This is a genomic window from Frankia gtarii, assembly GCF_025403375.1.
Classification (GTDB): Bacteria; Actinomycetota; Actinomycetes; order Frankiales; family Frankiaceae; genus Frankia; species Frankia gtarii.
The window spans coordinates 1-2,193 of record NZ_JAMPTM010000492.1 but is presented as its reverse complement, the minus strand read 5'-3'; the positions used below and the strand labels follow the sequence as shown (position 1 = coordinate 2,193).

General features: G+C 72.0%; 1 protein-coding gene. It reads right to left on the bottom strand.

Translation table 11 applies throughout. The features are described 5' to 3' along the window. On the bottom strand, positions 1-1,775 hold a 1,775-nt coding region (locus NBZ83_RS31760), incomplete at its 3' end, for an MATE family efflux transporter (protein WP_261576468.1). Positions 1,776-2,193: the final 418 nt, after the last annotated feature.

Below are 2,193 nucleotides of genomic sequence, written 5' to 3'. Positions count from 1 at the left end.
CGCCCACCCCCATCGGCGGCGGAATCGCCAACGGCCGCATGCGCCGGATCAACGGTGGATCCCGGCTGGTCCTGCGCCGCGCGCAACGCCGCCTGCTCGACATCATGTTCCCGCGCCAACCGACGAAGCAGAACGAACCAGACCGGAGCAATGGCCCAGAATGCAAGGTTGAATCCGATCACCGCGCCTCGGGCCTCACCAAGAACCGCCCCGAGGATGGGGAATCCGAGCAGCATCGGGGCGAAGGCCGCGTTCAGCCGAAATGTGATCTTGGTCTTACCGAGCGCGTAGGCCATGCAGGCCGGGCCCACCGGGACCGCTGCGGCGAGATAGTGCAGGATCGACAGTCCCAGGATGCTCTTCGTCCCGGCCCAGGTATCGCCCAGCAGAGCCTGGCCGTAGCGATCCGGCAGGAAGTAGAAGATCAGGCTCCAGGCTGCGCCGATCGCCACGACCAGCCCGGACAGTGCATACGCCGCCCGCTCACGGTCTCGCGCGTTCATCGAGGTCCGTTTGGAGAGCTCGGGCAGGGCGAAGCTCACCACCCCGACCCCGACCACCGTGGTCGGGCCGAGCAGCGTCCGCGCGCCCTGCAGCGCGCCGATCGTCGACAGCGACCCGACCGCCCCGATCGCCAGCATCGACGTCTGCAGGGCGCCCTGCACCGTGATGAACTCCGCCGCCAGGTACGTCGAGTCCGTCCTGTTCTCCGTCAGCCATCTTCTGGTCGCACCGGGCGATGGCCAGAAGCCGGCCTGGACGACGCCGATCAAGGCCGCGACCAGGGCCGCGGCCCCCCAGGCCAACACCAGCGGAGAGGACTCGGTCACCCCACGGTGGACGAGCAGCCAGATCCCGAACACCTGGACGACCGCCCACACGACATCGTTGAGGAACGCCCCGAACGGCCGCCCCATGGCGAAGAAGACGTACCGCCAGGCATCCTGCAGGAGCAGGCCGGGCAGCACGAAGCCCATCGCCGCCAGCGACGATCCAACCGGCCCACCGACGCCGAGGCCGATGCCGACGAACACCACCCCGACGCCGATGCCGAAGGCAAACGACGATCCGGTCGTGGCCGAGGCGGCCGACCGGAACGACGACGGCGTCGAGCCCGAGTAGTGCATGCTCAGCGGCAGGCAGGTCGCACCCCGACACAACCCGATCGCAATGGCGAACAACGTGTAGGCGATACCGAACGCGCCGTACTCGACGTCGCTGACCTGGCGCGCGATGAGGAACGAGATCGCGGCGTTCGTCGCGCTGGAGACGGCCTGGTCGGCGAGGGTCCAGACCGCCTTCGACCGGGTACTGGGGCTGCCCCCGTCCCCGCCTGGGTCAAGTCCCCCTTCGGGATCGTCGGCCTCATCGAGATCGGCGCCGCCGGCACGGCGGGCCCGGTCGGCACGGCGGGCCCGATCGTCGACCACCCCGCCGGAGTCGGCTCGCCGCCGCGCCGTGCCGACCACCCGTGCGCCACGTCGGTCGATGAGCCCGGTGTCCGGATCATCGACGAGGTCCCCGTAGCCCACGACGGTGGCCGCCGGATCGGACCGGGCGCCGGGACGCGGCCGGCCAGGCAACGACCCGCGGGAGACCACCTGGGTGGACTCCACGTCCGACGGGGTGGCACGGCGGCGACGCCGGTGCGAGCGGGGTGCGGGCTCCTCGACCCGGGCGATGACCTCGGTCTGTTCGATGCGCAGGCGGTGCTGCAGGACGCTCAGGTCGAGCGTCGAGGTGATCGAGTGCGGCAGCGGGCTACCGCCGGGCAACCGGCGCAGCCCCGGTAGCGCCGAGGTCCCCGGCGAGGTTGGGCTTGCGCCTACCGCACCCCCGCCGTCTGGCGTCCCCGACTGTCGCCTCGTCTCTGGAGCCGGGACCGAGAGTGGGACCGGGACCGGGGGGCCGGATCCGGGCAGGCGGCCGCCTGCCGCGGGACCGCCGACCTCGATGGGCGGGGCAGAACGCTGCGGTGCCGAGCTGACCGCGATCCATCCGTGGCCTGCGGTATCCACCGGCATCCGAGCTGGCGACACGGGCCGTGAGCCGTCCGGTGATGGTGCCTGCCCCGCGGGGTAGTCGGCCGGCGGCGACGTCGGGACGCGAGCCACCGCGGGAATCCGCCCCCGTCTTGCCCCGGTCGGCGGCGACGGCCGGCGGGGGGCGCCGCCCGATCCGGCGGGGTAGCCA